The sequence below is a fragment of the Rhizobium sp. SYY.PMSO genome (assembly GCF_046840415.1).
GTDB lineage: Bacteria > Pseudomonadota > Alphaproteobacteria > Rhizobiales > Rhizobiaceae > Rhizobium.
Genome location: NZ_CP177349.1, coordinates 2,229,079 through 2,251,339 on the forward strand (window position 1 = coordinate 2,229,079; position 22,261 = coordinate 2,251,339).

At 61.7% G+C, this 22,261-nt stretch carries 21 protein-coding genes; 2 read left to right on the forward strand and 19 right to left on the reverse strand.

Annotated features, from left to right (window positions below; genetic code table 11):
* Positions 1–76: 76 nt before the first annotated feature.
* The 13 genes from ACJJVH_RS10825 to urtA form a co-directional block, all read right to left on the reverse strand.
* Positions 77–859 carry a GGDEF domain-containing protein gene (locus tag ACJJVH_RS10825; RefSeq protein ID WP_412063892.1) on the reverse strand — a complete coding sequence of 261 codons (783 nt, stop codon included), beginning with the start codon at positions 857–859 and terminating at the stop codon, positions 77–79.
* A gap of 440 nt (positions 860–1,299) precedes the next feature.
* On the reverse strand, positions 1,300–3,012 hold the full coding sequence (gene ureC, locus ACJJVH_RS10830) for an urease subunit alpha (protein ID WP_412063893.1): 1,713 nt from the start codon (positions 3,010–3,012) through the stop codon (positions 1,300–1,302).
* 3 nt (positions 3,013–3,015) lie between these two features.
* The gene (locus ACJJVH_RS10835) at positions 3,016–3,639 is read right to left on the reverse strand and encodes a Urease operon accessory protein (RefSeq protein WP_113406053.1); all 624 of its coding nucleotides are present in this window, start codon (positions 3,637–3,639) and stop codon (positions 3,016–3,018) included.
* A 17-nt stretch (positions 3,640–3,656) separates the two neighbouring features.
* Positions 3,657–4,085 (reverse strand): lysozyme inhibitor LprI family protein, encoded by a 429-nt coding sequence (locus ACJJVH_RS10840; RefSeq protein ID WP_113406077.1) that lies wholly within the window; start codon positions 4,083–4,085, stop codon positions 3,657–3,659.
* Between the two features lie 19 nt (positions 4,086–4,104).
* Positions 4,105–4,410 carry an urease subunit beta gene (locus ACJJVH_RS10845; protein WP_112503616.1) on the reverse strand — a complete coding sequence of 102 codons (306 nt, stop codon included), beginning with the start codon at positions 4,408–4,410 and terminating at the stop codon, positions 4,105–4,107.
* A gap of 10 nt (positions 4,411–4,420) precedes the next feature.
* Positions 4,421–4,675, reverse strand: a complete 255-nt coding sequence (locus ACJJVH_RS10850) for a DUF1272 domain-containing protein (RefSeq protein ID WP_113356400.1) — start codon at positions 4,673–4,675, stop codon at positions 4,421–4,423.
* A gap of 7 nt (positions 4,676–4,682) precedes the next feature.
* A complete protein-coding gene (locus ACJJVH_RS10855) occupies positions 4,683–4,985 on the reverse strand; it encodes an urease subunit gamma (protein WP_034503828.1) in 303 nt (100 codons plus the stop codon).
* Between the two features lie 143 nt (positions 4,986–5,128).
* Positions 5,129–5,950, reverse strand: a complete 822-nt coding sequence (locus ACJJVH_RS10860) for an urease accessory protein UreD (RefSeq protein WP_412063894.1) — start codon at positions 5,948–5,950, stop codon at positions 5,129–5,131.
* A 163-nt stretch (positions 5,951–6,113) separates the two neighbouring features.
* The gene (urtE, locus tag ACJJVH_RS10865; protein WP_112801708.1) at positions 6,114–6,809 is read right to left on the reverse strand and encodes an urea ABC transporter ATP-binding subunit UrtE; all 696 of its coding nucleotides are present in this window, start codon (positions 6,807–6,809) and stop codon (positions 6,114–6,116) included.
* A 168-nt stretch (positions 6,810–6,977) separates the two neighbouring features.
* Positions 6,978–7,733, reverse strand: coding sequence for an urea ABC transporter ATP-binding protein UrtD (gene urtD, locus ACJJVH_RS10870; protein WP_113371002.1), 756 nt, complete (start codon positions 7,731–7,733; stop codon positions 6,978–6,980).
* A gap of 4 nt (positions 7,734–7,737) precedes the next feature.
* Complete coding sequence (gene urtC / locus ACJJVH_RS10875) at positions 7,738–8,898, reverse strand: urea ABC transporter permease subunit UrtC (RefSeq protein ID WP_412063895.1); 1,161 nt, start codon at positions 8,896–8,898, stop codon at positions 7,738–7,740.
* Positions 8,895–10,520: an urea ABC transporter permease subunit UrtB gene (gene urtB, locus ACJJVH_RS10880; RefSeq protein WP_412063896.1), complete on the reverse strand. Its 1,626-nt coding sequence runs from the start codon at positions 10,518–10,520 to the stop codon at positions 8,895–8,897. The genes urtC and urtB overlap by 4 nt, the downstream gene beginning before the upstream one ends.
* A 70-nt stretch (positions 10,521–10,590) precedes the next feature.
* Entirely contained in the window at positions 10,591–11,880 is a 1,290-nt protein-coding gene (gene urtA, locus ACJJVH_RS10885) for an urea ABC transporter substrate-binding protein (RefSeq protein ID WP_112801700.1), read from the reverse strand.
* A gap of 229 nt (positions 11,881–12,109) precedes the next feature.
* Between urtA and ACJJVH_RS10890 the strand changes: the two genes are divergently transcribed.
* Together ACJJVH_RS10890 and ACJJVH_RS10895 are read left to right on the forward strand one after the other, a co-directional pair.
* On the forward strand, positions 12,110–15,490 hold the full coding sequence (locus ACJJVH_RS10890; protein ID WP_412063897.1) for an ATP-binding protein: 3,381 nt from the start codon (positions 12,110–12,112) through the stop codon (positions 15,488–15,490).
* Position 15,491: 1 nt separating this feature from the next.
* Positions 15,492–16,415: a response regulator transcription factor gene (locus tag ACJJVH_RS10895; RefSeq protein ID WP_113356394.1), complete on the forward strand. Its 924-nt coding sequence runs from the start codon at positions 15,492–15,494 to the stop codon at positions 16,413–16,415.
* 39 nt (positions 16,416–16,454) lie between these two features.
* Here the strand turns inward: ACJJVH_RS10895 and ACJJVH_RS10900 are convergent, their stop codons facing one another.
* The 6 genes from ACJJVH_RS10900 to livM all read right to left on the reverse strand — a co-directional run bounded on the left by ACJJVH_RS10900 (position 16,455) and on the right by livM (position 22,259).
* Positions 16,455–17,426, reverse strand: coding sequence for a 2-hydroxyacid dehydrogenase (locus ACJJVH_RS10900; RefSeq protein ID WP_412063898.1), 972 nt, complete (start codon positions 17,424–17,426; stop codon positions 16,455–16,457).
* Between the two features lie 158 nt (positions 17,427–17,584).
* Positions 17,585–18,706, reverse strand: coding sequence for a branched-chain amino acid ABC transporter substrate-binding protein (locus ACJJVH_RS10905; RefSeq protein ID WP_113434087.1), 1,122 nt, complete (start codon positions 18,704–18,706; stop codon positions 17,585–17,587).
* 183 nt (positions 18,707–18,889) lie between these two features.
* Complete coding sequence (locus ACJJVH_RS10910) at positions 18,890–19,243, reverse strand: DUF6867 family protein (RefSeq protein ID WP_112801690.1); 354 nt, start codon at positions 19,241–19,243, stop codon at positions 18,890–18,892.
* A 24-nt stretch (positions 19,244–19,267) separates the two neighbouring features.
* A complete protein-coding gene (locus ACJJVH_RS10915) occupies positions 19,268–19,996 on the reverse strand; it encodes an ABC transporter ATP-binding protein (RefSeq protein WP_112801689.1) in 729 nt (242 codons plus the stop codon).
* Positions 19,996–20,868 carry an ABC transporter ATP-binding protein gene (locus tag ACJJVH_RS10920; protein ID WP_112801687.1) on the reverse strand — a complete coding sequence of 291 codons (873 nt, stop codon included), beginning with the start codon at positions 20,866–20,868 and terminating at the stop codon, positions 19,996–19,998. The genes ACJJVH_RS10915 and ACJJVH_RS10920 overlap by 1 nt, the downstream gene beginning before the upstream one ends.
* Positions 20,868–22,259 carry a high-affinity branched-chain amino acid ABC transporter permease LivM gene (gene livM / locus ACJJVH_RS10925; RefSeq protein ID WP_112801685.1) on the reverse strand — a complete coding sequence of 464 codons (1,392 nt, stop codon included), beginning with the start codon at positions 22,257–22,259 and terminating at the stop codon, positions 20,868–20,870. Before livM ends, ACJJVH_RS10920 begins: the two co-directional genes overlap by 1 nt.
* Positions 22,260–22,261: the final 2 nt, after the last annotated feature.

Consider the following 22,261-nt stretch of genomic DNA (forward strand, 5'->3'; position numbering starts at 1 on the left):
CGGTTCCAAACGAGAGCTTTGCCAGACCATGCAGAATAGTCGCCTTCGACGCAAGCGCCCATGAGGCTTATCGGCTCTACATCTGCTGCACGTACCGCTGAAAATCCCTGACGTCGGTCGTCGCTTCCTGTTCGTGCTCGGTGGCGCAGCGATGCCAGACCTGAGACAAGCGCTCACGCTCGTGCATGACGCGGTTCCGCCCGAGCGTCTTGGCAAGATAGAGGGCCTTGTCGGCCGCGGCATAGACGGTCTCCGTCTTGCGATCCCTGCCAATCTCGGCAATCCCGGCGGAGATGGTGATCTTTACCGAACCGCCCTCGATGGAAATCGGATGCTCGGCGATCTGTTCCTTGATCGCCTCGACGCGCGCGATGCGCTGGGCCGTATCGCTGCCGTGGATGATGGCGCCGAATTCCTCGCCGCCAAGCCGGGCAATCACGTCATCTCCGGTAAAGACAGCGGAGAATATCTGCGACACCGCAACGATCACGGCATCGCCGGATGCATGGCCGAACCGATCGTTGATCGCCTTGAACCGGTCGACATCGAAAATCGCCAATGAGGCGCCATCCCCGGCCATATTCAGGGCCTCGGTGAAGGCCCGCCGATTGAGCAGGCCGGACAGCATGTCCGTGCGGCTCAATCGCTCGAACTCGGCGCGAGAAACGGCGAGCTTGTGGATCGAAAAGCCAGCCAGCACCGCCAGCGCACCGGAAACGGTGCCGCCGATGATCCAGGCCAGGAGAACGCCGAGCCGCATCGCCTCCAGAATCGGCAATGGCAGCAGATCGAGCGCTTGCAGCACGAACAACAGCGCAAGGAGGATCGCAAGCGACATGATGACGGCGATAAAACTCATCTTAAGCGCGAAAATAAAAATTTCACGCCGCTGCTGAAAGTTAGCGAGCTCGGCCTGCAGCGAAATCCATCGTTTCATGCGATTCACCTTCCTCAGCCCAGCGTTTCGATCATGTGAGATAGGGGCCAAGGCGCTTCCAGGTCTTTAATGTAATGATTAAAATGCGCTGCATTTCCCAACTTGTGAACAGCGCGAAACATCCACCCGCAAAATCGGTTGCCGATAAAAATGCAGGTGCCGCCGCGCCGCCATCTCATGCCTTTGATAATGCTGTGTTCCACGCGCAAGATGGCAAAAACCCCGGAGAACCGGGGTTTCCACACGCGTCAGGACAATTCTGGAAAAATGCGCGGCGGTTTCCCGCCCGGAATTGCGTAAAACAGAAAAATGGAGCGGTTCGGGGGTTCTGAACCGCTCCGACGATCGGCCGTCGGAAAATCTCAGAAGAGGAAATAGCGTTGCGCCATGGGCAGCGTCGTCGCGGGCTCGCAGGTCAGAAGCTCGCCATCGGCGCGCACTTCGTAGGTTTCCGGGTCCACCTCGATATGCGGCGTCAGGCTGTTATGGATCATCGACGCCTTGGAGATGCCGCCGCGCGTATTCCTGACAGGCAGCAACGCCTTGGCGACGCCGAGCCTGCCGGCAAGCCCGGCATCGAATGCCGCCTGGGAAACGAAGGTGACGGAGGAATTCGTCCGGTTTTTGCCGTAAGCGCCGAACATCGGCCGATAGTGCATCGGCTGCGGCGTCGGAATGGAGGCGTTCGGGTCGCCCATCGGCGCTGCGGCGATGGAGCCGCCGATCAGCACCATCTCCGGCTTTACGCCGAAGAAGGCCGGATTCCACAGAACCAGGTCGGCGCGCTTGCCGACCTCGATCGAGCCGACTTCGTGGCTGACGCCATGGGCGATTGCCGGATTGATCGTATATTTGGCAATATAGCGCTTGGCGCGGAAGTTGTCGTTGTCGCCGATCTCCTGCGCAAGACGGCCGCGCTGGCGCTTCATCTTGTCGGCGGTCTGCCATGTACGGATCGCCACTTCGCCGACGCGGCCCATGGCCTGGCTATCGGATGAAATGATCGAGAAGGCGCCGATATCGTGGAGAATATCCTCTGCCGCGATCGTCTCCTTGCGGATGCGGCTTTCGGCAAAGGCGATATCCTCCGGGATCGACGGCGACAGGTGATGGCACACCATCAGCATGTCCAGATGCTCGGCGATGGTATTAACCGTATAGGGCCGCGTCGGATTGGTCGAAGAGGGAATGACGTTCGACTGGCCGCAGATCTTGATGATATCGGGCGCATGGCCGCCGCCGGCGCCTTCCGTGTGAAAGGCATGGATCGTGCGGCCCTTGATGGCGCCGATCGTATCTTCCACGAAGCCGCTTTCGTTCAACGTGTCCGTGTGAATCATCACCTGCACGTCATATTCGTCTGCAACGCTGAGGCAGCAGTCGATCGCCGCCGGCGTCGTGCCCCAATCCTCATGCAGTTTCAGGGCACATGCGCCACCGAGCACCATCTCTTCCAGCGCGGCAGGCAGGGACGCGTTGCCCTTGCCGGAAAGGCCGATATTCATGGGAAAGGCATCGAAGGACTCGATCATGCGCGCCAGATGCCAGGGGCCTGGCGTGCAGGTCGTCGCCAGCGTTCCATGCGCCGGCCCGGTGCCGCCGCCAAGCATGGTGGTGATGCCCGACATCAGCGCTTCCTCGATCTGCTGCGGGCAGATGAAATGAATATGGCTGTCCATGCCGCCGGCGGTGACGATCCTGCCCTCGCCCGCGATCGCCTCCGTGCCCGGCCCGACGACGATGTTGACGTCAGGCTGCATATCCGGATTGCCGGCTTTGCCGATTGCGACGATACGGCCGTCCTTCAACCCGATATCCGCCTTGACGATTCCCCAATGGTCGAGGATCAGCGCGTTGGTAATGACAGTGTCGACCGCGCCATTTGCCCGCGTCACCTGGCTCTGCCCCATGCCGTCGCGGATGACCTTGCCGCCGCCGAACTTCACTTCCTCGCCATAGGTGGTGAAATCCTTCTCCACTTCGATGAACAGTTCCGTATCGGCCAGACGAACCCTGTCGCCGACGGTCGGCCCGAACATGTTGGCATAGGCGGCGCGGGAAATCTTGTAAGGCATGGATCAGTCTCCTTGGGAGGCAGAGATGAGGTTCGTGTCGGCAAGGCGTGTCAGGCGGCCGAGGGAGACGTAAGCATCCACCAGCCGTTTCTCGGCAGCGAAAGGATGCTCCTCCCAGCCGGTATGGCCGAAGCCGGTAATGGCGACATCGTCGTCCGGATAGCGCAGCAGCACATCGGCAATCACGATCATGCCGCTGCTCGGCACCACATAGGAGCCGGGATGATGGCTCGCGAGCGCGGCATCGACGGCCTCGTGAACGGATTGATCGATCACCACATGGCGTTTGCCGGTCGCCTGACAGAAGGCGGCAAACTGGTCTGTATAATCGTCGCAGAAATCGTCGAGTTCCGGATGCGAAACCGCGAGCGGCGCACGCAGCGCGGCAAACTTGCGAGGATCGCGCACGCTCCAGATTTCCGACGCGGAGGCGACGGCCGGGCTCCTGCGCCACTCGGCCGAACCGAGCATCGCGCGCGCCGGGCGGCCGGTGTTGCAGACGGCGACGACATCGGTCCGGCTGCCGCCGGCGCCCATCGAGCGGCAATCGTTGAACCGGATCACGAGATCGGCGGCATCGACCGCGGCGGCTGCGCCTGCCGCGATATCACCGTTGCCGACGATCATCACGGTTCGCCTGGGGCTCACTGACTGCCCTCCGGCCCATCGGCGAGATCCTTCAATTCCCTGGTCCGCTTTTTCGTCAAATCCGCCTTGCAGCCGGAAACCAGCATGGGCTCCATGGAGCCGCCGCGTGCCTGGAACCCTTGCGTCTCGCATTCGCCGTCACGATAATCCACCCAGGCGCGCTGCGCCTTTATGAGCGCCTTCTCGGCACCCTTCATGTCGCTGTCGAGATCGGCATCGATCGCAACCATCGCGGCGCGCGTCTTCTTGTACTGCGCATTCAACGCCTTGTCGGCCGTGTCGAAATCGCGCGCGGCGCAAATATTCAGATCCTTCTGGGCTTCCGCCTTGGCGCAATCGATCTTCGGCTCGTCCGCATTCTGCGCAAAGGCGGGTCCGCAGATCAGCACAGCGGCCAGAACCGCCACGGGCGCAAGCAATTTCATCGACATCAATTCCCCCAACTTAAAGCTTGCCCATGACCTGCTGACGGAAGCCGTAGACTTCGCGCTTGCCCGATAGCGGGATCAGCGTCACCGAACGCGTCTGCCCCGGCTCGAAACGCACGGCGGTCCCGGCCGGAATATCGAGCCGCATACCCCGCGCCTTGTCGCGATCGAAGGAAAGCCCGGCATTGGTTTCGGCAAAATGATAATGGCTGCCGACCTGCACCGGCCGGTCGCCGGTATTGGACACCTCCAGCGTCACGGTCGGTGCTCCGGCATTCAATTCGATGTCGCCGCTCGCAGCGATGATTTCACCTGGGATCATGATTTTCTCCTCATGCGGCCCGCACGGGCGCGCATCCCTCAGCTTTCAGAACGCGCCTGGTCGAAGCGGGATATCTGGCAAGCATCGCTGCCGGACGGATAGGACGACGGGCGAATGCGCCGCCGCAATTCGGGCAACTGCCACCCAATACCGTTTCGACGCAATCGACGCAGAACGTGCATTCGAAGGTGCAGATCATCGCCTGCCCGCTTTCCGGCGGCAAATCCCTGTCGCAGCATTCGCAATTGGGTCTCAGCTCCAGCATTTCGGCCTCACCGGATCGGCTCGTGGACGGTCACGAGCTTTGTGCCGTCGGGAAATGTCGCCTCGACCTGAACGTCGTGGATCATCTCGGCAATACCCTCCATTACCTGGTCGCGGGTAATGACGTGGGCGCCGGCCTCCATCAGTTCGGCGACCGGCCGGCCGTCGCGTGCGCCTTCGACCACGAAATCGGTGATCAGCGCGATGGCTTCGGGATGATTGAGCTTCACGCCGCGCTCCAGCCGCCGCCGCGCCACCATCGCCGCCATGGAAATCAGCAGCTTGTCTTTTTCTCTCGGAGTGAGGTTCATCGCCTACCTATGTGATTGCTGTTTTTCACAGCATGATGCCGAAAAGTGTGAGCGGTCTTTAGACGGCGTCATGCACTGCTTCCTTGAGTTTGAAGCCGGATGATTTCAGGTCAAGCAGGTCTGAGATCATCCGGCTCCGGGGACTACAGGTTCCAGACTTTCGGCACAGGCGCTCCGTTGCGCAAGGCGGAAATGATCGGAATCAGGATTTTTCTGAGCGCGAAACCATCGGCGGCGGCAAGCCTCACGACAAGCTTTTCGCCCCATTGACTGGCACCTCCCATATGCGTTTCGAGGAGCGGCCTGACCCGGCCGAGATAGGTCTCGGCCAGCGGTCCGGCATAGAGCAAGGTCGCGAAGGCAACCTGACCGCTCAAGACGGCTGCCCTGGCCGTCAATGCGGCCACATCGCCATCCAGCCGCAATTCCTCGGCATGAACAAGCCGCCCGGCGCGACGGATGCGCCAGCGGTCGCGGAACAGCCCCTGCTCCATCGCTTCGCCCATGGCTTTCCGCCCGAGCAGGACCGCCTCGACGGCCAGGAATTCCGCCGTGTCGGCGAGCTCGACGTTCAACGCACGCGAAAGCGAGGCTCGGTCGAACAAAATGGTCTCCTGCGGCAGCCAATCGACCCGCGCGCCGCTGCCGACCTTGATCGACGTCTCGACCTCGGCCGTGCCGGCCGAAGCCTTGTAGATCTTCTCGCAGGCCTGCGTCGTCACATCGATGCGCGTGCCCGGCGCGGCAACGACGCTCCAGTCCATCCGGTCGCCACCGGTCAGGCCGCCGGCCGTGTTGATGATGACTGCTTCCATGGAATGGTCGAAGGTCTCGGGCAATCGGATCTTGGCCGCCCCCTCCTGATAGAGCTCGGCAAGGCGCGTGCGGCCGCCCAGCCACTTGGCCGCAAGATGGCCGCAGCCACGCGCGCGCTGCGGTCTTGCGCCTGTCGCCGTCATTGCCATCCGCCTCTCCACACATCACACCGCGCCGATGCCCGGTCATTGAAACCCGGCAAGGAATAAACGCAAGCAATTTCTGTGCCTTATGCGATCCGCCGCGATGACGGCCCATCGCCCGCCGGCCCAGCCGCATTTTTGGTCAAACGCCGAAAAGAAAGGCAGACGCTCAGACGGTCAGATGCCTGCGGGCCTCCGGCGTATCCAATGTCTCCGCCAGCCCCTCATGCACGATCTCGCCGCGATCCATGATGTAGACATAGTCGGCAAGCTCGCGGCAGAAATCGAGATACTGCTCGACCAGCAGGATCGCCATGCCGGTGGAATCCCTGAGATAGCGGATCGCCCGGCCGATATCCTTGATGATCGACGGCTGGATGCCTTCGGTCGGCTCGTCCAGCACCAGGATTTTCGGCCGCGTCACCATCGCCCGGCCGATCGCCAGCTGCTGCTGCTGGCCGCCCGAAAGATCGCCGCCACGGCGCGACAGCATGGATTTCAGCACAGGGAACAGGCTGTAGATATCATCCGGAATGTTGCGGTCGCGGCGGGCAAGCGGCGCGTAGCCGGTCTCGAGATTTTCCTTCACGCTCAGCAGCGGAAATATCTCGCGTCCCTGCGGCACGTAGCCGATCCCCTGCCTGGCGCGGGCAAACGGAGCCATGCCGTTCAGCGCGACGCCGTTGAAGGCGACCGTACCGGCCGACAACGCATGCTGGCCGGTGACGGCGCGCAAGAGCGAGCTCTTGCCGACGCCGTTGCGCCCGAGGACACAGGTAATCTTGCCCATCTCCGCCTTGATGGAGATGCCGCGCAGCGCCTGGGCGGCGCCGTAGTGCAGGTTTGCGTTTTCGACTGTCAGCATCTCGACTTCTTCCTTTTCCCTCACCCTGCCCCTCTCCCCGAGGGGATGCCCCCTCCATCCTCGCTCATATCGATGGCCGAGTGGCGAGGCCGCTTTTGCCTTCTCCCCTCGGGGAGAAGGTGGCCGACAGGTCGAATGAGGGGGGTCTCCACCCGCCACTTGGACGACCTACCGCCCCAGATAATTCTCGATCACCTTCGGATCGCTGCTGACGAAATCGATCGACCCTTCCGCCAAAACCGATCCTTCCGCCAGACACGTCACCTTGACACCCAGATCGCGGATAAAACCCATGTCGTGTTCGACCACCACCACGGAACGTGTCCTGGCGATTTCCTTCAGGAGCACGGCCGTCTCCGCCGTTTCCGCATCCGTCATGCCCGCAACCGGCTCGTCGACCAGAAGCAGCTTCGGCTCCTGCGCCAGCAGCATGCCGATCTCCAGCCATTGCTTCTGGCCGTGGGAAAGATTGGCGGCCAGTTCGTCTCGCCGATGCGAGAGGCGCACGGTCTCGAGGATCTCCTCGATGCGGCTGCGATCGGCAGGCGTCAGGCGGTAGAAGAGCGTCGCGAAAACACCGCGATTGCGGTTGAGCGCCAGTTCGAGATTGTCCCAGACGGTGTGGCTTTCGAAGACGGTCGGCTTCTGGAATTTCCGGCCGATGCCGAGCTGGGCGATATCGGCCTCGTCCTTCTTCGTCAGGTCGACCTGGCCGTTGAAAAACACCTCGCCGTCGTCGGGCCGCGTCTTGCCGGTGATGATGTCCATCATCGTCGTCTTGCCGGCGCCGTTCGGGCCGATGATGGCACGCAGCTCCCCCGGCTCGATGACGATCGACAGCGCATTCAATGCCTTGAAACCGTCGAACGAAACCGAGACGTTGTTGAGATAGAGCATGCTGTTGGGCTTGATATCCGGGATCATGGTCCTACTCCGCAGCCTGCACGGATTGTTGAGTGTCATCCTTCGCAGCCTTCGGCGGCGGGCTTGCCGGCTTATGTTTCCTGCCGAGATATTGCGCGACGGTGCCGACGATGCCCTTGGGCAGGAACAGCGTCACCGCGACGAACAGGCCACTGAGCGCAAACAGCCAGAAATCGGGAAACAGGCCGGTGAAGACTGTCTTGCCGCCATTGACGAGAACGGCACCGATAATCGGCCCGATCAGCGTCGCCCGCCCGCCGACAGCCGTCCAGATGACCACTTCGATGGAATTGGCTGGCGCGAATTCGCCGGGATTGATGATGCCGATCTGCGGCACGTAGAGCGCGCCGGCGATACCGGCCATCATCGCCGATACGACGAAGACGAAAAGCTTGATGTGCTCGACACGGTAGCCGAGGAAGCGCGTCCGGCTTTCCGCGTCGCGCACGCCCACCAGCACCTTGCCGAACTTCGAGCGCACGATGGCCGAGGACAGCATCAGGGACAGCGCCAGGAATACCGCCGTCACACCGAACAGCACGGCGCGCGTGCCGTCGGCCTGAATGTTGAAACCGAGGATATCCTTGAAGTCGGTCAGGCCGTTATTGCCGCCGAAGCCCATGTCGTTACGGAAGAAGGCAAGCAGCAAAGCATAGGTCATCGCCTGCGTGATGATCGACAGATAGACGCCGTTGACGCGCGAGCGGAAGGCGAACCAGCCGAAGACGAAGGCGAGCAGGCCGGGCGCGGCAAGGACCATGAGCATGGCGAACCAGAAATGGTCGAAGCCGTACCAGAACCAGGGCAGCTCCTTCCAGTTCAGGAAGACCATGAAGTCGGGCAGGATCGGATTGCCATAAGTGCCGCGCGAGCCGATCTGCCGCATCAGATACATGCCCATCGCATAGCCGCCGAGCGCGAAGAAGGCGCCGTGGCCGAGCGAGAGGATGCCGCAATAGCCCCAGACGAGATCGAGCGCCAAGGCCAGAAGCGCATAGGTCAGATATTTGCCGAACAGCGACATCACATAGGTCGGCACATGCAGCGCGCTGCTTTCCGGCAACAGCAGGTTCGACAGCGGCACCAGAACCGCCACGGCAAGCAATATCGCGATGGCGATGCTGATGCGGCGGTCGAGCGAACGCAGAATGAAGGCGGTCATCATGCTTCCACCGCCCTTCCCTTGAGCGCGAAGAGGCCGCGCGGACGTTTCTGGATGAAAAGAATGATGAGGGCGAGGACGAGGATCTTCCCAAGCACCGCCCCCGCATAGGGTTCGAGGAACTTGTTGAGAATGCCGAGCGAGAAGGCGCCGACGAGCGTGCCCCACAGATTGCCGACCCCGCCGAACACCACCACCATGAAACTGTCGATGATGTAGCTCTGGCCGAGGTTTGGCGAGACATTGTCGATCTGCGACAGCGCGACCCCCGCCATGCCGGCGATGCCCGATCCGAGAGCAAAGGTGAAGGCATCGACCCAGGACGTGCGTATCCCCATGGAGGAGGCCATGCGCCGGTTCTGTGTCACCGCCCGCATCTGCAACCCGAAGGCCGAGCGCTTGAGGAGCAGCAGCAGCGCCACGAAGACGCCGAGCGAGAAGACGATGATCCAGAGCCTGTTCCAGGTGATCGAGAGATAGCCGAGGTCGAACGAGCCCGACATCCACGAGGGATTGCCGACTTCCTGATTGGTCGGCCCGAAGATCGAGCGCACTGCTTGCTGCAGGATCAGCGAAATGCCCCAGGTGGCGAGCAGCGTTTCCAGCGGCCGGCCGTAGAGGAAACGGATAACGGCGCGTTCGATGACGAGGCCGACGGCGCCGGTGACGATGAAGGCGACCGGCAGGGCAATCGCCAGCGACCAGTCGAACAGCGCAGGATAGGAGCTACGAATGATGTTTTGGACGACGAAGGTGGAATAGGCCCCCAGCATCACCATCTCGCCATGCGCCATGTTGATGATGCCCATGACGCCGAAGGTGATGGCAAGGCCGATGGCGGCCAGCAGCAGCACCGAGCCGAGCGACAGGCCGTACCATATGTTCTGCACCGCATCCCAGAACTTCAGCTGCTCCTGAATGCCGGCAATGGCGGAGGCGACGTCCGGCTTGAGACTGTCATCGACGGAAACGGACGAGAGAATGCCGATGGCATCGCGGCCGCCTTCGTTCTTGATGGTCTCGATCGCCGCCTTCTTGTCTTCCGCAGGCCGATCGGAACCGAGCACGGCAACGGCCCGCGCCCGTTCGAGCACGCTGCGAATTTCTCCATCCTTCTCGGTCTGCAACGCAGCCTCGACCGCCTCCAGCGAATCCGCGCCCGGCGCTTTCAAGATGGATTGCGCCGCCTCCAGCCTCGTCGCGCGATCCGGGCTCATCAGCGTCAGGCTGCCGAGAGCCGCGCGAACCGCACGGCGCAGATTGTTGTTGATCTTGATCTTGCCGAGATCGTCCTTGGCTTCCTGTCCGGCGGCCTGCCCCGTCAGAGGGTCCAGCAGATCCATCGTCTCGCCGGAGGATTTGGCGATGAACACCTGATTGTCGGATTTGCGGACATAGAGATCGCCATCGGAAAATGCCTGCAAGGCCGGGACGACCTTCGGATCGCCTGTCTTGGCAAGGGCTTGAACGATCTCGCCGGCCTTCTGGAAATTCGCCTGGCCGAGCGAGTTGATCAGGCCCCGGGCATCTTCCTCGGCGCGCAGGCCTGTGGCCGTCAATGCCAGCACCAGGCAGAAGCCGGCGACCAGCGCCAGGGTTATGCGGTAAACGAATTTGTCGAACATTGCGCTCGTCCCCTCAAGCTGCCGCGGGCAGAGAAGCCTGTCCGCGGCGGTCTCGCATCGATGGCGGAACTCAGGAGCCCTTGCCGCCGCACTTGCCGGTGGAAACGTTGAAGTTGCCGCAGTTCAGCGGCATGCGCCAATCCGAGATCAGATCCTTGCTGTCCGGCAGGTAGTCCGACCATTCCTTGCCGACGACTTCGGGCGTCTGCGAGACGATGTCGAACTGGCCGTTTTCCTGCACTTCGCCGATCAGCACGGGCTTGGTGATGTAGTGGTTCGGCATCATGGTGGCATAGCCGCCCGAAAGGTTCGGAACCGAGACGCCGACGAGTGCGTCGATGACCTTGTCCGGATCGGTCGTGCCGGCCTTCTCGACGGCCTTCACCCACATGTTGAAGCCGATATAGGCGGCTTCCATCGGGTCGTTGGTCACGCGCTTGTCGTTCTTGGTGTAGGCGTGCCACTCCTTGATGAAGGCGGCGTTGGCGGGCGTGTCGACGGACTGGAAGTAGTTCCAGGCGGCCAGATGTCCCACAAGCGGCTTGGTGTCGACACCGGCAAGCTCTTCCTCGCCGACCGAGAAGGCGACGACCGGGATATCCTCGGCCTTGACGCCCTGGTTGCCCAGTTCCTTGTAGAAGGGAACGTTGGCGTCGCCGTTGATGGTGGAGACAACGGCGGTCTTCTTGCCAGCAGAGCCGAAGGCCTTGATCTTGGAGACTTCCGTCTGCCAGTCGGAGAAGCCGAACGGCGTGTAGTTGACGATGATGTCTTCGTCCTTGACGCCCTTGGATTTCAGATAGGCTTCGAGGATCTTGTTGGTCGTGCGCGGATAGACATAGTCGGTGCCTTCAAGCACCCAGCGCTGCACGCCCTCGTTCTTCATCAGGTAATCGACGGCCGGGATCGCCTGCTGGTTCGGAGCGGCACCCGTGTAGAAGACGTTGCGCTCGGATTCCTCGCCCTCGAACTGCACCGGATAGAACAGGATCGAATCCAGCTCCTTGAACACAGGCAGCACGGATTTGCGCGACACCGAGGTCCAGCAGCCGAACACGGCCGCGACCTTGTCCTTCTGGATCAACTCGCGGGCCTTTTCGGCAAAGAGCGGCCAGTCGGAGGCCGGGTCTACGACGACCGGTTCGAGCTTCTTGCCGAGAACGCCGCCCTTCTTGTTCTGCTCGTCGATGAGCATCAGCATGGCGTCCTTCAGCGTCGTTTCCGAGATCGCCATGGTGCCGGACAGCGAATGCAGCACGCCGACCTTGATGGTGTCGTCAGCGGCGAAAGCGCCGTGGAATGCGGTGGTGGACATGATGGCGCCGAGCAGCGCGCCGGAGACGAGAGTCTTGAATTTCATCGTGGTTCCCCTCTTTTTGTCTGCCGCAACGGCCGGTAGACCAAGATTGACCGTTGCCTTTCGCGACTATCCGGCAGCCATCGGGGAAACCACATACGTAATATGACGTAGGCGTCGGGGCGAAATGTGCAGCTTTGCGCGCCCTCGTGCCCTTAAGCACCGTATGGATCCATGTTACGACATCTCTGGACTGCCGGAATTCCGATGGCGGGAGTGCTGAAGGGTAAGCATGGCTGCGCGGCAACGCATCATTCCTGTGAGACGCGAGTACAACCGCTGGGTCGCGAACCAGACGCTGGAAGACTACGCCCTGCGTTTCACCGCCAAGAGCGCGCGGCAATTCTCCTCGCAGCGCATCTCGCAGACGGCGATCGGCGCCATTTCCTTCCTGGCGCTTGAGGCGATCGGCGGCGCGATCACGCTGTCCTACGGCACCACCAACGCCTTCTACGCCATTATCGTCGCCAGCCTCGTCATGCTGGCCGTCGGCCTGCCGATCAGCCGCTATGCCATCCGCCACGGCGTCGATATCGATCTTTTGACGCGCGGCGCGAGCTTCGGCTATATCGGTTCGACAATCACCTCGCTGATCTATGCCAGCTTCACCTTCATGCTGTTTGCGATCGAAGCCTCGATCATGTCCGGCGCGCTGGAGCTGACGCTCGGCATTCCCGTATGGATCGGCTATATCGTCAGCGCCGTCATGGTGATCCCGCTCGTCACGCACGGCGTTCGCCTCATCAGCCGGTTCCAGTTGCTGACGCAACCTTTCTGGATCGTTCTCAACATACTGCCCTTCGTCTTCATCGCCTTTGCCGACTGGGGCAAGTTCGATCTCTGGCGGGCCTTTGCCGGCATCCATCATCCCGCAAGCACCCCGGGCAGCGCCGCCCCCTTCGATCTGGTGGAATTCGGTGCCGCCTCCGCCGTCATCCTCGCGCTGATGTCGCAGATCGGCGAACAGGCCGATTTCCTGCGCTTCCTGCCGCCGGACGGCCATCGCAAATGGCGCCACCGGCTGGCAGTGTTCCTTGCCGGACCGGGATGGGTCATCATCGGTGCGCCGAAGCTTTTGGCCGGCTCCTTTCTCGTCGTGCTGACGCTGACCTCGGGCGTGCCGGCCGATCGCGCCGCCGATCCCGCGCAGATGTATCTGACCGCCTTCGGCTACATGATCCCCTGGCACAACGCCGCGCTGCTGCTGATGGCCGCCTTCGTGATGATCTCGCAGCTGAAGATCAACGTCATGAACGCCTATGCCGGCTCGCTCGCGTGGTCGAACTTCTTTTCGCGGCTGACGCACAGCCATCCGGGCCGCGTCATCTGGCTCGTCTTCAACGTCGCCATCGCGCTGCTGCTGATGGAGCTCGGCATCTACCGGCTGCTGGAGGAAACGCTCGGCATCTTCTCGATCATCGCCATGGCCTGGCTCTGCACCATCTCCGCCGATCTCTTCATCAACAAGCCGCTGGGACTGGCGCCGCCGGGCATCGAATTCAAGCGCGCGCATCTCTACGACATCAATCCGGTCGGTCTGGGCGCCATGGCGCTTTCCGCAACCATCGCCCTGATCGCGCATTTCGGTGCCTTCGGCACGGTCGCCGCTTCGCTCGCCCCCTATATCACCCTGATCGTGGCGCTCGTCACCTCGCCCGCCATCGCCTGGGCCACCAGGGGCAAATACTATCTCGCCCGCAAGCCGCGACAAAGCTGGAAGAACCTCGCCACCATCACCTGCTCCGTCTGCGAGCACCCGTTCGAGCCGGAGGACATGGCGTGGTGCCCCGCCTATGCCGCGCCGATCTGCTCGCTCTGCTGTTCGCTCGACAGCCGCTGCCACGACATGTGCAAGCCGAAAGCCCGGCTCAACACGCAGGTCGCCACCGTTGCAAGGACCCTGCTGCCGGAAAGCATCGTCGCCAAGCTCGCCACACGCCTCGGCCGCTACGGCATTGCCGTCGCCCTGGCGCTGACCGCCATGGGCGCCATCCTCGCCATGATCGCGCATCAGGTCGGCGCCGCCTCCCCCGAAACGGCCTCGGTGGTCGACCGCACCATTCTGATCGTCTTCTTCGTCTTCGCCGTCATCGCAGGCGTCGTTTGCTGGTTCTACGTGCTTGCCCATGACAGCCGCGTGGTCGCTGAGGAAGAATCCTCGCGCCAGAATACGCTGCTGCTGAAAGAGATTGCCGCCCACAAGAAGACGGATGCGGCTTTGCAGAGCGCCAAGGAGGCCGCCGAGGCGGCGAACCGCGCCAAGAGCCGCTATGTCGTGGGCCTGAGCCACGAATTGCGCACGCCGCTCAATGCCGTGCTCGGCTACGCGCAGATCCTGGAGCGCGACGAGACCATTCCCGCTCCCCGCCAATCCTCCCTGAAGGTCATCCGCCGCAGCGCCGAGCATCTTTCCGGCCTGATCGACGGGCTGCTGGACATTTCGAAGATCGAGGCGGGCCGCCTGCAGGTCTATTCCAACGAGATCAACATTCAGGATTTCCTCGATCAGATCGTCGACATGTTCAGGCCGCAGGCACAGGCGAAAGGACTGGCCTTCGTCCACGAGCGCTCCACCGCCCTGCCCGATTACGTCCGCACCGACGAGAAGCGGCTACGGCAGATCCTCGTCAACCTGCTCTCCAACGCCATCAAGTTCACCGATACCGGCAGCGTTCGCTTCGAAGTCGGCTACCGCAATCAGGTCGCCACCTTCACCGTCGCGGACACAGGCCGGGGAATCGCCGAAAAGGATATCACCCGCATCTATGAGCCCTTCCAGCGCGGCGAAGCCGATAGCGTGAGGCCGATGCCGGGCCTCGGCCTGGGGCTGACCATCACGCGGTTGCTGACGAACACGCTCGGTGGCGAAATCGCGGCCGTCAGCGAAAAGGACAAGGGCTCGACATTCCGCGTGCGCCTGATGCTGTCGGCGGTGCTCCGCCCGATGAAGCCGCCGGCTCAGGAGCAACGGATCGCCGGCTACGAGGGGCCGCGTCGCACACTCGTCATCGTCGACGACAACGAGGATCATCGCGAGCTGATGCGCGAAATCCTGTCGCCGCTCGACTTCATCGTACTGACCGCCGCCGGCGGCCCCGATTGCCTGACATTGATCGAAGGCATCAAGCCGGATCTGTTTCTGGTCGATATCTCCATGCCCGGTATGAACGGCTGGCAGCTTGTCTCACGGCTCAGGGAAAACGGCCAGACGGCGCCGATCCTGATGCTGTCGGCCAATATCGGCGATGCCGCCGCCGCAACCGACAGTGACGACAGCCATAACGACGCCATCTCCAAGCCGGTCGACATCCGCCAGCTGCGCGACAAGCTTGCGCTGCATCTCGGCTTGCAATGGATTTATGCCGATGCCGCCGCCCCGATCGTGCCGAAGCCGCCGCCACCGCTGAAGAGTCCGGGGACAGAGCATGTGCGCGAGCTGATGCGGCTTGGCGAGATCGGCTATATCAGGGGCATCGAGGCGAAGCTTGCGGACCTCGCCAAGCTCGATGACAACAGACCGTTCACAGATGCTTTGCGCGGCTATGTTCAGGCCTTCGATCTCGACGGCTTCCTGACCGTGCTGCGCACCTTCGACACCGAAAAGGTAGAATAGATTGGCCGAGCCCACCCTTCCCCGCGACATAGTCTTGCTGGTGGACGATTCGCCGGAGGCTTTAGGCTTCCTGACCGACGCGCTCGAGCAGTCCGGTTTTTCCGTGCTGATCGCGACATCCGGATCGGCCGCGCTGAACATCGTCGAACGCATCACGCCGGATATCATCCTGCTCGATGCCGTCATGCCGTCGATGGATGGTTTCGAAACCTGCCGCCGGCTGAAAGCCAATGCCGGCATCGCCCAGATTCCCGTCGTCTTCATGACGGGACTTACCGAAACCGAGCATGTGGTGCATGCGCTGGAATCGGGCGGTGTCGACTATCTCACCAAGCCGATCAATGTGGATGAGCTGCGCGCCCGCATCCGCGTCCACCTGCGCAACGCCCGCTCCGCCCAGAGCGCCAGGGTGGCGCTCGATGCCGCGGGCCGCCATCTGCTCGCCGTCAAGGGCAACGGCGCCATCCATTGGTCGACGCCACAGGCGACCCGTCTCATCAATGCCGCCACCGGCAGCGACGACGGCCTCGACCTCGCCTCTAAACACATCGCCGCCTTCATGCTGGAACGGGAGCGGCTCGGGCCGGGGCGCGACAATCTTCTGTCGATCAGCAATGGCGGCCAGTCCGCCCTGCAATTCACCTTCCTCGGTGCCATCGGCGCCGACGAATATCTCTTCCGCCTGACAGCCACCAACCAGCGCGCCGATGACGATATCCTGCGCCAGCATTTTTCGCTGACGCAGCGTGAATCCGAAGTCCTTCTCTGGCTCGCCAAAGGCAAGTCCAACCGCGACATCGGCGAAATCCTTGGACTATCCGCCCGCACGGTGAACAAGCATCTGGAGCAGATTTACGTAAAGCTCGGCGTCGAAAACCGCGCATCCGCCGCCGTAAAGGCCGCGCATGTGCTGCATGAAGTATAGAGGATTCACTCCCACTCTCCGCAAGCGGAGGAAAGGCGATCAGACCACGCGGTCCGGCGGCTCCTGCCCGGCAAAGAAAGCGGTGATATTGTCCACTACCTTCATGCCCATGGCGGTGCGCGTCTCCTCCGTAGCGCTGCCGAGATGCGGAAGGAGCACGACATTGTCCATGGCCCGCAGCCGCTCGGGAACATGCGGCTCCGCTTCATAGACATCGAGGCCGGCACCACGGATCGTTCCTTGCTCCAAGGCCGCAATCAGCGCCGCCTCGTCGACGACGTCGCCCCTTGCCGTATTGATCAGGAAAGCACCGGGCTTCATCGCCGCGAAGCGCGCCGCGTTCATCAGGTGGCGATTCTCCGCACCTCCGGGGCAATGCAGCGAGACGAAATCCGAAATGTCGAGAACATCCTCCACCGTCTGCAACTGCATGGCGCCATAACGCGACGCTTCCATCGGATCGATGGCGGAGCGATTGTAGAAGACGACATCCATGCCGAAGCCGAAATGACAGCGCTGCGCAAAGGCGCGGCCGATACGGCCGAAACCGATGATGCCGACGGTCTTTCCCGTAACCTTGGTGCCGACCAGATGGGTAGGCCGCCAGCCGGTCCATGCACCGGCCCTGACCTCGCGCTCGCCTTCGCCGCCGCGCCGGGCAACGGAGAGAAGAAGCAGCATGGCGATATCGGCCGTGCAATCGGTCAGGACGCCGGGCGTATTGGTGACGACGATACCTTTTTGTCTGGCAGCGGCGATATCGATGTGGTTGAAGCCGACGCCGAAATTACCGAGAATTTTCGTCCTGATCGTCTGGCCTTCGAAGAGAGCGGCCGGAAGCTTGTCGGAGACCGTCGGCAGCACAGCGTCATGGGCATGCAGCGCTTCGCGCAACTGCCCGGAATCGAGGGCGACGTCGTCCTTGTTCAACGTGGCGTCGAACCGCTCCGAAAGCACCACCTCGACCGAGGCCGGCCAGCGCCGGGTAACGAGAATACGGGGTTTGCTCATGCTGCCATCCTCCTGCCGATAGGAAGGAAGACTTAAAGCAGGTCTGCCGCGAAGGAAATGGCGAACGCGGTGATGGGTTGAGCCCCGAAGCGAAAAAGCCCGGCCATTGGCCGGGCTCCTTCATATATAGAGCGTGCCGTAAACCGGCGCCGCGAGGCTTACTTCCCGATCTCGGCGTAGTTGTACTTGCCGTCGGACCCCTTGGACCACTTGTACATGACGTAGTCCGGGCGGGTGATGTCGCCCTTTGAGTTGAAACTAAGGTCACCGATCGCGGTCTTGAACGGACCCTTTGCCTTGATTGCGTCGGCAACGGCCATCGGATCGTTGGAGCCGGCAGCCTTGGCGGCAGCAGCAATGACCTGCATCGCCGCATAGCTGTAGAAGGTGTAACCTTCCGGTTCGTAACCGGCAGCGCGGAACTTGGTCACGAGATCGGCAGCAGCCGGATTCTTGCGTGCATCCGGCGCGAACGTCATCAGCGTGCCGTCGACGGCATCGCCGGCGATGGAAGCAAGCTCGTTGGTGACAATACCATCACCCGACATGAAGTGAGCCTTCACGCCCTGGTCGGCCATCTGGCGCAGGATCAGGCCGGCTTCGGTGTGGAGACCACCGTAGTAGACGAAATCGATGCCTGCCTGCTTCATCTTGGCGATGAGGGCCGAGTAGTCCTTGTCGCCGGGAGTAATGCCTTCATAAAGAACTTCCTTCACGCCAGCGGCATTTAGGTTCTTCTTGGTTTCATCGGCAAGGCCTTGGCCGTATGGGGTTTTGTCGTGAACGACGGCAATCTTCGCGCCCTTGAAATTGTCGACGATGTACTTGGCGGCAACGATGCCCTGCTGGTCGTCACGGCCGCAGGTACGGAAGGTGTTCCAAAGGCCACGCTCGGTGTAGGTCGGGTTGGTGGCAGCCGGCGAAATCTCAAGAATGCCGTTTTCAGCGTAGACTTCCGAAGCCGGGATGGAAACGCCCGAGTTGAAGTGACCGACAACGAACTTGACACCATCGGCGACGAACTTGTTGGCAACCGAAACGCCCTGCTTGGCGTCGGATACGTCATCGCCGAGTTCGATCTTGATCTTTTCCCCATTGATGCCACCAGCCGCATTGATATCGGCGGCAGCCTGCTCGGCGCCCTTCTGAAGCTGCGCGCCAAACGCGGCATTCGGGCCCGTGAGGGGCGCGCCGACGGCAATGATGACATCGGCCTTCGCAACGCCGCCGAATGCGATCATCGCCGACAAAGCCACCGCCGACAGAAGATACTTCTTCATATTGTTACTCCCAATTTTTGAGCGGGTTCCGTTTGATCTGCCCTGCGCGATACCCACCAATCATCACGCCGGTAACGCTTGCATTCCGAACTCTGGAAGCATGATCCTGCCCCGTATCATTTGTTGTTATGGGCAGGATGACGCTCACTGTGCGTGCAGACTGTGCCTAGTTTAGGCACACTGTCAATTCTTCTTCTTCCAAGAAAAGGCCGAGGTCTTTTCATAGAGCCAGTAATAATTATTCACCATCTGATCGGTACGGCGATACCTGTAACCTGCCGTCGCAAAGACCAGCAGAAGAACGACATCGATGATGTAGATGACGATGTCGAATACCGGGCCGTTGAACAGCGCATGGTGCAGGAATTGCAATCCGAGGCCGATCAAAAAGCTGTAGATGACGACAAGCGGATAGGATTCCCAATTGGAAGCCACAGCGCGGCCGGCGCGCCATGCGGTCCAGAACCCAAGGATGACGATGATCGCGCGAATGACGACGCGGCCACCGGTATCGCTGTCGAAGAAAAGTCCCTGCATGTCAGATTCTCCGCGGAACGAAACTCAATGATGGCCGCCTTCGAGATAGGCAGCGCGCACTTCCGGATTGGCGAGCAGTTCCTGGCCGGAGCCGCTCATCGTCACCCGGCCGTTGACCATCACATAGGCCCGGTCGGAAAGCTTCAGCGCCGCAAAGGCATTCTGCTCGACGAGGAACACCGTCAGCCCCTGGGTCTGGTTCAGGACCTTGATGGCCTCGAAGATGCCCTTGACGATCAGCGGCGCGAGGCCGAGCGACGGCTCGTCCAGCAGCAGGAGCTTGGGACGCGCCATGAGGGCGCGGCCGATCGACAGCATCTGCTGCTCGCCGCCCGAAAGCGTGCCGCCGCGTTGCGACTGACGCTCCTTCAGGCGCGGGAAGAGCGTGAAGATCTTCTCGACGTCCTCGTTGAAATATTTGAGCTTGTCGAGGCTCGCGCCCATCTGCAGGTTTTCATAGACCGTCATGCGCGGAAAAATGCGCCGCCCTTCGGGCGACTGGGCGATGCGCAGCCGTGCGATCTCGTGCGTCGGCATGCGCGTGATATCGCGGCCATCGAAAGTGACCGACCCGGTACGCGCCTGCGGGCTGCCGCAGATCGTCATCATCAGCGTCGATTTACCCGCTCCGTTGGCGCCGATCAGACTGACGATCTCGCCGCTGTTGACTTCGATATCGACGCCGGCCAGAGCCCGGATATTGCCGTAATAGGTTTCGACACCCGCGACTTTCAGAAGTGGTTGCCCCGCCATCAGTTTTCACCCTCTTGGAGGTGTTCGACTTCGGCAATCACCTCTTCCACTTCCTCATCCTCGACACCCAGATAGGCGGCGATCACCCTCGGATCGTTCTTGACCTCCTCCGGCGTGCCGTCGGCGATCTTCTGCCCGTATTCGAGCACGATGACGTGGTCGGAAATTTCCATGACCACGGACATGTCGTGCTCGATCAGCAGGATCGATGTGCCTGTGTCCTTGCGGATGCTGCGCAGGAACTCGTTGAGCACCAGGGATTCACGAGGATTGAGGCCGGCTGCCGGCTCATCCAGGCAAAGCAGTTCCGGACCCGTGCACATGGCGCGGGCGATTTCCAGGCGGCGTTGCGCACCATAGGAGAGATCGCCGGCAGGATCGTCGGCACGATCGACGAGATCGGCCTTTTCGAGCCAGAAGCGCGCAAGCTCGATCGCGTTCTTCGCCTCGGCCCGATAGGGACCGATGCCGAGCAGGCCGAGGATCGTGTAGCCGGAGGCGCGCATCAGCTTGTTATGCTGCGCCACCAGCAGGTTCTCGAGCACGGTGAGACCCGAGAACAGGCGGATATTCTGGAAGGTACGCGCCACCTTGGCCTCGCGCGTGATCCGGAAATCCGGAAGCCGCTCCAGCAGATAGTCCTTGCCGCTCTTCTGGTTGAGCGTGATCATGCCCATCGTCGGCTTGTAGAAACCGGTGATGCAGTTGAACACCGTGGTCTTGCCGGCGCCGTTCGGCCCGATCAGCGCCGTGATGTCGCCGCGCTTCGCCTCGAAGGAGAAGTCGTTGATCGCCATCAGGCCGCCGAACTTCATCGACAGGTGGTCAACCTTCAGCAGGATGTCGTCGGGGGTTCTGGTCACAGCGTTCATCAGCCGTGGCCCTCCTTGGTAAAGCTGCCGGAGACCGCTTTTCGCTCCTTGAGGAACGCCGTCGGCTCACGCGTGCCGACAAAGCCGCGCGGTTTGACGATCATCACGATCACCATGGCAAGGCCGAAGATCAGCATGCGGTAGAGTTCCGGCGTGAAGTCGTCACCGAAGACCAGCTTCAGGAAATCCATGTCGCGCAGCAGCTCGGTACCGCCGACCATGGCGATCGCGGCAATCGCGATGCCCTTGAGCGACCCCATGCCGCCGAGAACCACGATCGCCAGGATCACGGCGGATTCGAGGAATACGAAGGACTCCGGCGAGACGAAACCTTGGCGCGCCGCAAAGAAAGACCCCGCGAAACCGCCGAACATCGCGCCGGTGGCGAAAGCGGTCAGCTTCGTCGTCACCGTGTTGATGCCGAGCGAACGGCAGGCGATTTCATCCTCGCGCAATGCTTCCCAGGCACGTCCGATCGGCATGCGCCGCAGGCGGATCGTCACATAGGCGGTCAGCATGCAGAGTCCCAGGATGACGTAGAACAGGAAGATCTTGTACCAGGCCGACGAAATCGGCAGCCCGAAGGACCGGATGAAGTTGTGCGGGTCCTTGAGGTCGAAGGTATAGAGGCCGAACAGCGATGCCTTGGTGATGTTGGAGATGCCGAAGCTGCCCTGCGTCACATCGGTCCAGTTGGTCAGCACGATACGGATGATTTCACCGAAGGCCAACGTGACGATCGCCAGATAGTCACCGCGCAGGCGCAGGACCGGAAAGCCCAGGATCATGCCCCAAAGCGCGGCGAGGATGCCCGATATCGGCAGGAGCAGCCAGAAGGACAGGCCGAAATGCATCGAAAGCAGGGCATAGGAATAGGCGCCGACGGCATAGAAGGCGACATAACCCAGATCGAGCAGGCCGGCGAGACCGACGACGATATTCAGGCCCCATGCGAGCATCACATAGATCAGGATCTGGATGCCGAAATTGTCGACGTAGGTGAGCGATCCCTGCGGGCCTAACATGACCACCGCCGCAATCGGATAGATGAGCAGCAGCACGAGCGCGATCTTGTTGAAGTGCCTGGCGACGAAGCCGGGCTCGCCTTCCACCTGCACGACCTTGGCCTTGGCTGCCTTGCGCGCGGCCAGATAGGGCTGAACGGCGACCGTCATGACAAAGCGGCCGACGGCGGCAATGGCAACGATGATCGCCAGAAGGCCCCAGCGCTGCACGATGATCAGCTTGTTGTCCATGTTCTGATCGGTCTTGAGACCGATATAGAGGACGAACATGCCGAAGGCTATGACCGCGGCCCAGAGGGCATCCGTAATCCCTTTCCGGACAAGGCCGGGCGCGGTCTTGCCTGCAACGAAATTTGAATTTGCCATGG

What these genes read in the sequence shown, in the direction of transcription:
- ACJJVH_RS10825 (WP_412063892.1), bottom strand. Translation starts at nt 859, where the DNA reads ATGAGTTTTATCGCCGTCATCATGTCGCTTGCGATCCTCCTTGCGCTG.
- ureC (WP_412063893.1), bottom strand. Translation starts at nt 3,012, where the DNA reads ATGCCTTACAAGATTTCCCGCGCCGCCTATGCCAACATGTTCGGGCCG.
- ACJJVH_RS10835 (WP_113406053.1), bottom strand. Translation starts at nt 3,639, where the DNA reads ATGATCGTCGGCAACGGTGATATCGCGGCAGGCGCAGCCGCCGCGGTC.
- ACJJVH_RS10840 (WP_113406077.1), bottom strand. Translation starts at nt 4,085, where the DNA reads ATGAAATTGCTTGCGCCCGTGGCGGTTCTGGCCGCTGTGCTGATCTGC.
- ACJJVH_RS10845 (WP_112503616.1), bottom strand. Translation starts at nt 4,410, where the DNA reads ATGATCCCAGGTGAAATCATCGCTGCGAGCGGCGACATCGAATTGAAT.
- ACJJVH_RS10850 (WP_113356400.1), bottom strand. Translation starts at nt 4,675, where the DNA reads ATGCTGGAGCTGAGACCCAATTGCGAATGCTGCGACAGGGATTTGCCG.
- ACJJVH_RS10855 (WP_034503828.1), bottom strand. Translation starts at nt 4,985, where the DNA reads ATGAACCTCACTCCGAGAGAAAAAGACAAGCTGCTGATTTCCATGGCG.
- ACJJVH_RS10860 (WP_412063894.1), bottom strand. Translation starts at nt 5,950, where the DNA reads ATGGCAATGACGGCGACAGGCGCAAGACCGCAGCGCGCGCGTGGCTGC.
- urtE (WP_112801708.1), bottom strand. Translation starts at nt 6,809, where the DNA reads ATGCTGACAGTCGAAAACGCAAACCTGCACTACGGCGCCGCCCAGGCG.
- urtD (WP_113371002.1), bottom strand. Translation starts at nt 7,733, where the DNA reads ATGATCCCGGATATCAAGCCCAACAGCATGCTCTATCTCAACAACGTC.
- urtC (WP_412063895.1), bottom strand. Translation starts at nt 8,898, where the DNA reads ATGATGACCGCCTTCATTCTGCGTTCGCTCGACCGCCGCATCAGCATC.
- urtB (WP_412063896.1), bottom strand. Translation starts at nt 10,520, where the DNA reads ATGTTCGACAAATTCGTTTACCGCATAACCCTGGCGCTGGTCGCCGGC.
- urtA (WP_112801700.1), bottom strand. Translation starts at nt 11,880, where the DNA reads ATGAAATTCAAGACTCTCGTCTCCGGCGCGCTGCTCGGCGCCATCATG.
- ACJJVH_RS10890 (WP_412063897.1), top strand. Translation starts at nt 12,110, where the DNA reads ATGGCTGCGCGGCAACGCATCATTCCTGTGAGACGCGAGTACAACCGC.
- ACJJVH_RS10900 (WP_412063898.1), bottom strand. Translation starts at nt 17,426, where the DNA reads ATGAGCAAACCCCGTATTCTCGTTACCCGGCGCTGGCCGGCCTCGGTC.
- ACJJVH_RS10905 (WP_113434087.1), bottom strand. Translation starts at nt 18,706, where the DNA reads ATGAAGAAGTATCTTCTGTCGGCGGTGGCTTTGTCGGCGATGATCGCA.
- ACJJVH_RS10910 (WP_112801690.1), bottom strand. Translation starts at nt 19,243, where the DNA reads ATGCAGGGACTTTTCTTCGACAGCGATACCGGTGGCCGCGTCGTCATT.
- ACJJVH_RS10915 (WP_112801689.1), bottom strand. Translation starts at nt 19,996, where the DNA reads ATGGCGGGGCAACCACTTCTGAAAGTCGCGGGTGTCGAAACCTATTAC.
- ACJJVH_RS10920 (WP_112801687.1), bottom strand. Translation starts at nt 20,868, where the DNA reads ATGAACGCTGTGACCAGAACCCCCGACGACATCCTGCTGAAGGTTGAC.
- livM (WP_112801685.1), bottom strand. Translation starts at nt 22,259, where the DNA reads ATGGCAAATTCAAATTTCGTTGCAGGCAAGACCGCGCCCGGCCTTGTC.